The sequence below is a fragment of the Acinetobacter sp. S4400-12 genome (assembly GCF_024129495.1).
Taxonomy (GTDB): domain Bacteria; phylum Pseudomonadota; class Gammaproteobacteria; order Pseudomonadales; family Moraxellaceae; genus Acinetobacter; species Acinetobacter lwoffii_C.
The window spans coordinates 1-6,437 of sequence record NZ_JAMXYB010000056.1; the positions used below are offsets into that span (position 1 = coordinate 1).

The 6,437-nt window shown below is 39.1% G+C and carries 6 protein-coding genes; 3 read left to right on the forward strand and 3 right to left on the reverse strand.

Features of this window, described 5'->3' with window-relative positions; translation table 11 throughout:
* The first annotated feature begins 403 nt into the window (after positions 1–403).
* The gene (locus tag NI461_RS13530) at positions 404–1,858 is read left to right on the forward strand and encodes a SulP family inorganic anion transporter (protein WP_253157698.1); all 1,455 of its coding nucleotides are present in this window, start codon (positions 404–406) and stop codon (positions 1,856–1,858) included.
* A gap of 282 nt (positions 1,859–2,140) precedes the next feature.
* Here the strand turns inward: NI461_RS13530 and NI461_RS13535 are convergent, their stop codons facing one another.
* The 3 genes from NI461_RS13535 to mobQ all read right to left on the reverse strand — a co-directional run bounded on the left by NI461_RS13535 (position 2,141) and on the right by mobQ (position 5,630).
* Positions 2,141–2,677: a plasmid replication DNA-binding protein gene (locus NI461_RS13535; protein ID WP_004786457.1), complete on the reverse strand. Its 537-nt coding sequence runs from the start codon at positions 2,675–2,677 to the stop codon at positions 2,141–2,143.
* Positions 2,678–2,744: 67 nt separating this feature from the next.
* Positions 2,745–3,668 (reverse strand): replication initiation protein RepM, encoded by a 924-nt coding sequence (gene repM, locus NI461_RS13540; protein WP_004282204.1) that lies wholly within the window; start codon positions 3,666–3,668, stop codon positions 2,745–2,747.
* 525 nt (positions 3,669–4,193) lie between these two features.
* Positions 4,194–5,630: a MobQ family relaxase gene (gene mobQ, locus NI461_RS13545; RefSeq protein ID WP_253157699.1), complete on the reverse strand. Its 1,437-nt coding sequence runs from the start codon at positions 5,628–5,630 to the stop codon at positions 4,194–4,196.
* A 209-nt stretch (positions 5,631–5,839) separates the two neighbouring features.
* Between mobQ and NI461_RS13550 the strand changes: the two genes are divergently transcribed.
* Positions 5,840–6,115 carry a mobilization protein gene (locus NI461_RS13550; RefSeq protein WP_174660707.1) on the forward strand — a complete coding sequence of 92 codons (276 nt, stop codon included), beginning with the start codon at positions 5,840–5,842 and terminating at the stop codon, positions 6,113–6,115.
* Positions 6,116–6,156: 41 nt separating this feature from the next.
* Entirely contained in the window at positions 6,157–6,345 is a 189-nt protein-coding gene (locus NI461_RS13555; RefSeq protein WP_253157701.1) for a YqaE/Pmp3 family membrane protein, read from the forward strand.
* Positions 6,346–6,437 lie beyond the last annotated feature (92 nt).

The following is a 6,437-nucleotide window of genomic DNA, read 5'->3' on the forward strand; positions in this document are numbered from 1 at the left end:
TATATTTCATATCCAGTCCATGATGTTTAAACCATCATAAACCAGACATTTTTATTGGTGAGAATATAGACACTTTAAATGGGTTCTAACAAAAGCGTTTCGTATAAGCTCTATTATGTTAAATGCACAGTTTTTTAGAATGCAAATTGACAACTTTCTTAGCTGAATAAGCAGCTTCTACAAAATGGTTAGGGTAGATAGAATGATACCGAGCTGTTATCCTTGCTCTGATATTTTCTCTCAAACAATGCACTGAATTTATGACACTTACGCCACCTTAAGTTTATTTACCTCTTTAATCAGTAAATAACTCATCACTGTCTAGTGATGTGGTGTAGTCGCTTGTGTGTTGTATATATCACATCACTAGCCTATCTGAAAAATTAAAAAACAGGCTATGTTTATGTTATCTAATGTACGAGAACAATGGTTCTCTAACATCCGTGGAGATGTGCTTGCAGGACTTGTTGTCGGTCTTGCATTAATCCCTGAAGCTATCGCATTTTCAATTATTGCAGGTGTAGATCCTAAAGTAGGTTTATACGCATCCTTCTGTATTGCTGTCGTTATTTCTTTTGTTGGCGGTCGTCCAGCTATGATTTCAGCAGCCACAGGTGCGATGGCACTGCTTATGGTCACATTGGTCAAAGAACATGGGCTTGAATATCTGCTTGCTGCAACGATTTTAACTGGTGTCATTCAAATATTAGCAGGTTACCTGAAATTGGCTAAGCTAATGCGCTTTGTCTCTAAATCTGTAGTGATTGGCTTTGTAAATGCGTTGGCCATCTTAATTTTTATGGCTCAGCTACCCGAACTGACTAATGTAACTTGGCATGTATATGCTTTGGTTGCTTTAGGCTTAGCGATTATTTATCTATTTCCTTTAATTCCAAAATTAGGAAAATTATTCCCTTCTCCACTTGTTTGCATCATTGCTATTACATTGTTAGCAATAGCCCTAGGAATTGATGTACGGACTGTTGGAGATATGGGAGCATTACCTGACACACTTCCAATGTTCTTGATCCCGAATATTCCTCTAAATTTTGAAACATTGATGATCATTTTGCCGTATTCAGTTGCACTGGCAGCCGTAGGTTTACTTGAGTCTATGATGACAGCAACTATTGTCGATGAAATGACAGATACACCAAGTGATAAGCATCAGGAATGTAAAGGACAAGGTATTGCAAATATTGCCTCTGGCTTCATGGGTGGTATGGCAGGTTGTGCCATGATCGGTCAATCTATGATTAACGTGAAGTCAGGTGGTCTGACACGCTTATCAACCTTCTCTGCGGGTATTTTTCTTCTCATTTTAGTTGTGTTTATTAGTGATTGGCTCAAAGTTATTCCAATGGCTGCCTTGGTTGCTGTGATGATCATGGTTTCAATCAGTACTTTTGAATGGAGTTCTGTCACCCAATTAAAGGACAATCCTAAAAGTAGCAACGTCGTGATGATTGCAACGGTGATTGTGGTGGTAGCTACGCATAACTTGGCGTTAGGGGTATTAACAGGTGTACTGCTTTCAGCTTTATTCTTGGCCAATAAACTAGAAAATGATATTCAGGTCAGTGCTTCTTTTGAGGGGACAGCTCGTCTATATGATTTGAGAGGTCAGATCTTCTTTAGTTCTTCTGAAAAGTTCATGCAAGGTTTTGACTTTAAAGAGGATGTAAAGGAGGTGATTATTGATTTGACCCATTCTCACATTTGGGATGTAACGTCTGTTGCCATGCTTGATTCTGTGGTCAATAAGTTTCAAAAGAATGGTTCGAATGTCACTGTACGTGGCTTAAATGAAGCCAGTTCTATCATGATTGATAAGTATGGGACGCATGCCAGAATTTAAGTTCATGAGATTCTACATTTATGTAGAATCTCTAAAATTAACATAATACACCTTATACGAAATGCGTTATAATTCTCTTGAAAATTCAACGCTGTAGTTTCTAGTTTATAGCCCGAACATCCCTGTTCGGGCTTTTTTTATCTTTTTTAGTGTTCCACGCTTAATAAATAAGCAATGTTCCACGATTTTATTCAGTTTTAATAAACATCATCCGGTTTTTTGAGGAGTCATTATTTCATGTGCTTGCACTGAAATTGGCTCATCAAAAAAGTGGAGTCCTGGTTAACCGTAAGGAAGGAAAAAACGACTCAGGAAGCCCCTCTTTTTAGGTGTAGGCTCAATATGTTCTGGAACAGGGATGCGTTTGTTCTCTGGAGTAGTCAATCCGTCATAGTTCGATTCAGTCTGTGGCCGAGAATCTGTTGCTATATCCTGTTCAGATTCATGATCGGTAAACGTAGTCATATTGGCTTTTGGAGCTTCCAGTAAGCGCTGCATGGCCTCAATCTGTTCTTGATAAAACGATTCACGTTCTAATGATTGATTTTCTCTCTGTATTGCCTGATTTAATTGTTTTTCCAGCATGTCAACTTGACGTTTTAGCAAGTCAACTTCTGTTAAGTTATGCCTACTAGTTGATTGACTTTGGTTGACACTAGAATTGCTTTTTTGTGGTTCCCCAAAAACTCTCAAGGCTTCTGAAAAGTCAATTAATCCATCCGATCCTTTCGATAAATTTCCTTTCTTTATATGGGCATATACAGCTTGTCTTGAATATCCATATAATTTCGCTAGTTCTGAAACTGACAGTTTTTTCATTATGTAAACCAGTTTTCAAATAGTGTTAATAGTTGATTGTTAACTTTACTATGCCAATTGACATCATTCATTGAAAGCCGACTTTTCGAAGTAATGGCATAAATTCTTTTAATTTATTTGGCTCTTGCAGCATGGTTACAATCCGAGCAGCAAACTGTTCATAGCTTTCATTACCTTGTGAAAGTTTAGCCATCTCAGGAAGTTCTGATAATTTACTAGCAAATAAATATCGTTGTGCATCAGTCAAATTGATTTTTAGCTCTTTGTCCTGACTAATGTCATTGGCTGTATTTGTTGCTGACTTTTTCTGTTTAAAGCTAAATGAAAAGCCCGTAATGGATCTGCCGGTTTTATGTTGTTCAACTTTGACATTAATATCGGTATGTTCATTTACTTGCTTTAATGCAATGTCTAAAACATATTTCTTAAAATCGTACATCCTTTTGTATTCAGTCTCGAGTACACCTATTTTTTGTCTGAAATCGTAGATAGTTATAAGAGGCGTTTTTCCGGTACTACGCCACGCAATCAATATTTCATATAAGCGAACAGCATAAGCACTCGTTAAATTGCTTATTTGCTGTATCTCATACTTTGTAAATTGTTCTTCTAATCGAGTTATTAAAGGCACAATAGCTGGAGCAAAAATAAGTCTAACGACAGCCTCATTATCAATATAAGCAACCTCGCTTACCCATCTTGACTTGTGATTAATGACATTACCTTTTTCACTAAGACTTTGATAACTGAATTGTCTTGCAAATAGGTCATCGCAAGCATCTTTTAAGGCTTGATAAGCAGTATTTCGATGTACACCAAATTGATTGATATAACTTTCAGCATGAACTGTTAATGGATCATTAGCATTTATCCCTTTACCTGATTCCCTGGCTTCAACGATAGCTAAAAGAATTAATCGTTGTTCTACTAGATCAAGGTTATAACTAGCATTAATTAAAGCGTTATCTTTGACAATTAGTTCGGTTTTCATATGAAAAATTTATATTTTTAAGTCAATAAGACGAGGTTATATTATCAACTCGCTTAATGCAAGGTAAACCTCGTTTTAATGCAAGGTAAACCTCGTTTTAATGCAAGGTAAACCTCGTTTTAATGCAAGGTAAACCTCGTTTTATAATCTCTCAAAGCCTTATAAATTCAGGTTTACAGGCTATCTAAAAGCATTTAAAAGCTTAAAAATAATTAAAAGCATATTTCATGAAAAATTGCCCTTGGTTTTCGCTTCGCTCAAACTCTATTGAATCTCGCTTTCGCTCGATTCGTCGGGGCAATTTTTGGTTAATATTTTCGTGACTTTTAGAAAAGCAAAAGCAACTCGGAATTCGCTTCGCTCATAAGCTTTTTTTTCTCGCTACGCTCGGTTTAGGGATCAAAATTGGAAAGTTCGCACCCATTCGGGATGCTCTGTAAAGCAGGTGATTGATGGATAGGGAGCTTGTAATCAGGGAAAGGGATGGGCAAATTTTCTCAGTTCGCTCGTAGACACTCGCTCTGTTTAGCGACTCATGCCACGAGATTTCATTCTAGGCGCATGTTGCTGTGCTTTGAGTTGTTGTTCTTGTCTGAGTTTCAGCTGTTGTTCTGCTTTGATCTCATTCACACATTTTTTAATGACTTGATAGGTTGAGTATAGAGTCTGGTATTGCTTGGCTTTGGCCGGATGTTGTTGTTGGTACTGCTTCCAGGCATGTTCTTTGAACTTTTCATTTTCCAATAAATCCTTTACACCATGTTTTTTCTGGTGTTCATGCTGACCTTTCAGCTTTTTGTGTTCTTGGTAAATCGCATCACGTTGGGCTTCCCAGGCTTTTTTTCCAAACAGTAAGGGTTTGTTCTGGGTTAATTCGTTGTGTTGATCGACCAGGCTTTGCAATTTGTCATGACTTTGCTTGAGTCGGCTCTTCACGATGTCCTGGGCAAGCTGCTGATTGAACTCGTTTTCATGTTTTTGCATCTTGCCGAAGGTGTTTTCGGCCTTTTTAAAAACATCCTGCATAAATTCTAGGTCTAGATTCGCGTCTTTTGCGCTGATTTCGCGATTTAGCACTTTGCCAAGGGTTTCCCTCTGTTTTTCTTCCAACAGGGCTTTTTCGTCAATTGGTGGCGTTTTAGCACTATTTTTGATTTGGAACTGCTGTTCAGTTTTTAGTGTATTGAGTTTGATCTCATTTTCAGCAATCAGCAGATCCATATTTTTGCCGTATTGCAACTGAGCCTGATTTCTCTGTTTGATTTCGTCATTGCTTCGGCTGATTTCGGTCTCAATCCCTTTTCGGCGCAGTTCGGTGACTTTCGGCCCTTCGTGCAGCGTGGCTTCTAAACCATTCTCCTGGTCTTTGTAGCTGCGGTGGTCGACTCGGGCAGTGTATCCAGCCAGATCCAGGTGCATATTGCAGATATCGGCAAAGTGTTCGCGCCAGTGTTCGATTTCTCCACTGTGTTTCTGATCCAGTTCCCGGGTTTTCTCGGTGAAGCCTTCCGGAGTAAGTTTGCGTGTGCTCATCAGGATATGCGCGTGATAATTGCGTTCATCACTACCAGATCCAGTATGCGGTGCATGAATACAGGCATCGACGGCCACCTGATGTCTGTCCACGATACTGGCGCATAGCTCTTCGAGCATGGCCAGGCGTTGTTCCTGATTTAATTCACTTGGAAAAGCGATTTCAAATTCTCGGGCAACTGTCGAGTTTTTTCGGGTTTCCCGTTGTTCAACTTCGTTCCAGAGTCTTTCCCGGTTTTTTAAATGTTCTGGTGCGCCTTCGGGTAAATAAATTTCTTTATATTCCACACCTGTTTTTCGGCTGTAATTATGTTCTCGGCCCTCACGTTCACAATAGATCTTTTCACCTGCCCGATAGGCAATCGCAGCAGTAGCGGAACGCCCTGCTGATCGTGCTACGGTTTTGACTGAAAAGTGGTAAATCGCCATGCCTATTTTTCGCTTTTAAATTTTCACGTAGTGAAATACAACCGTGGATACGGTTGTCGGGGTATTGGGGTCTCCCCAATCGGACTTGCAAACGAAGTTTGCATAAGTGCGCTCTTCGAGGAAAACATTACTATACATATAGCACCTTGAATGCATATTCAAGTGCGCTTATGTTAGGCATGGTTTCCCAGGATGATGGTATTGGATGAATGAGCGTTACTGAAAATTTAGACAGCAAGATTAAGGCACACGAAGAGAAGCTCAAACAGCTTAAGGCTCAACGACAGGCAGCACTGGCAAGAGAACGTGCCAAAGAGAAAGACCAGGCACGAAAGGATGATACAAGACGTAAGATTTTAATCGGATCCTGTATGTTAAAAATTACTGAAGGTGATGAACAAGCTAGAGCCAAATTAATTACACAAATGGATAAGTATTTAACAGACGAACGTGATCGAAAATTGTTTAATTTACCCCTTCAATGAAAATTAATTTACCTGAAATAACGCATCAACAGGAACGTAATATGAGACTTTTGGTTGCTTTGATTTTTCCCTGGCTGCTGTTTTTTACGATAGGTCGTCCATTTGCAGGAATGATGTGTTTATTTCTTCAAATTACGATTCTGGGGTGGATCCCGGCCGCAATCTGGGCTGTATATGCTTTATCGCAATATAAGACAGATCAAAAGATCAAAAAAGCATTGCTTTACTAAGTAACCTGAGTTCGATGAAATCCACTTAGCCTTTTAACATATTTTGGAAAGTTGGCTTATTGGGATTCAAACAATAAGCCACTACAGCAGCC

Coding starts and splice junctions, on each gene's coding strand:
- NI461_RS13530 (WP_253157698.1), top strand. CDS start 404: ATGTTATCTAATGTACGAGAACAATGGTTCTCTAACATCCGTGGAGAT.
- NI461_RS13535 (WP_004786457.1), bottom strand. CDS start 2,677: ATGAAAAAACTGTCAGTTTCAGAACTAGCGAAATTATATGGATATTCA.
- repM (WP_004282204.1), bottom strand. CDS start 3,668: ATGAAAACCGAACTAATTGTCAAAGATAACGCTTTAATTAATGCTAGT.
- mobQ (WP_253157699.1), bottom strand. CDS start 5,630: ATGGCGATTTACCACTTTTCAGTCAAAACCGTAGCACGATCAGCAGGG.
- NI461_RS13550 (WP_174660707.1), top strand. CDS start 5,840: ATGAGCGTTACTGAAAATTTAGACAGCAAGATTAAGGCACACGAAGAG.
- NI461_RS13555 (WP_253157701.1), top strand. CDS start 6,157: ATGAGACTTTTGGTTGCTTTGATTTTTCCCTGGCTGCTGTTTTTTACG.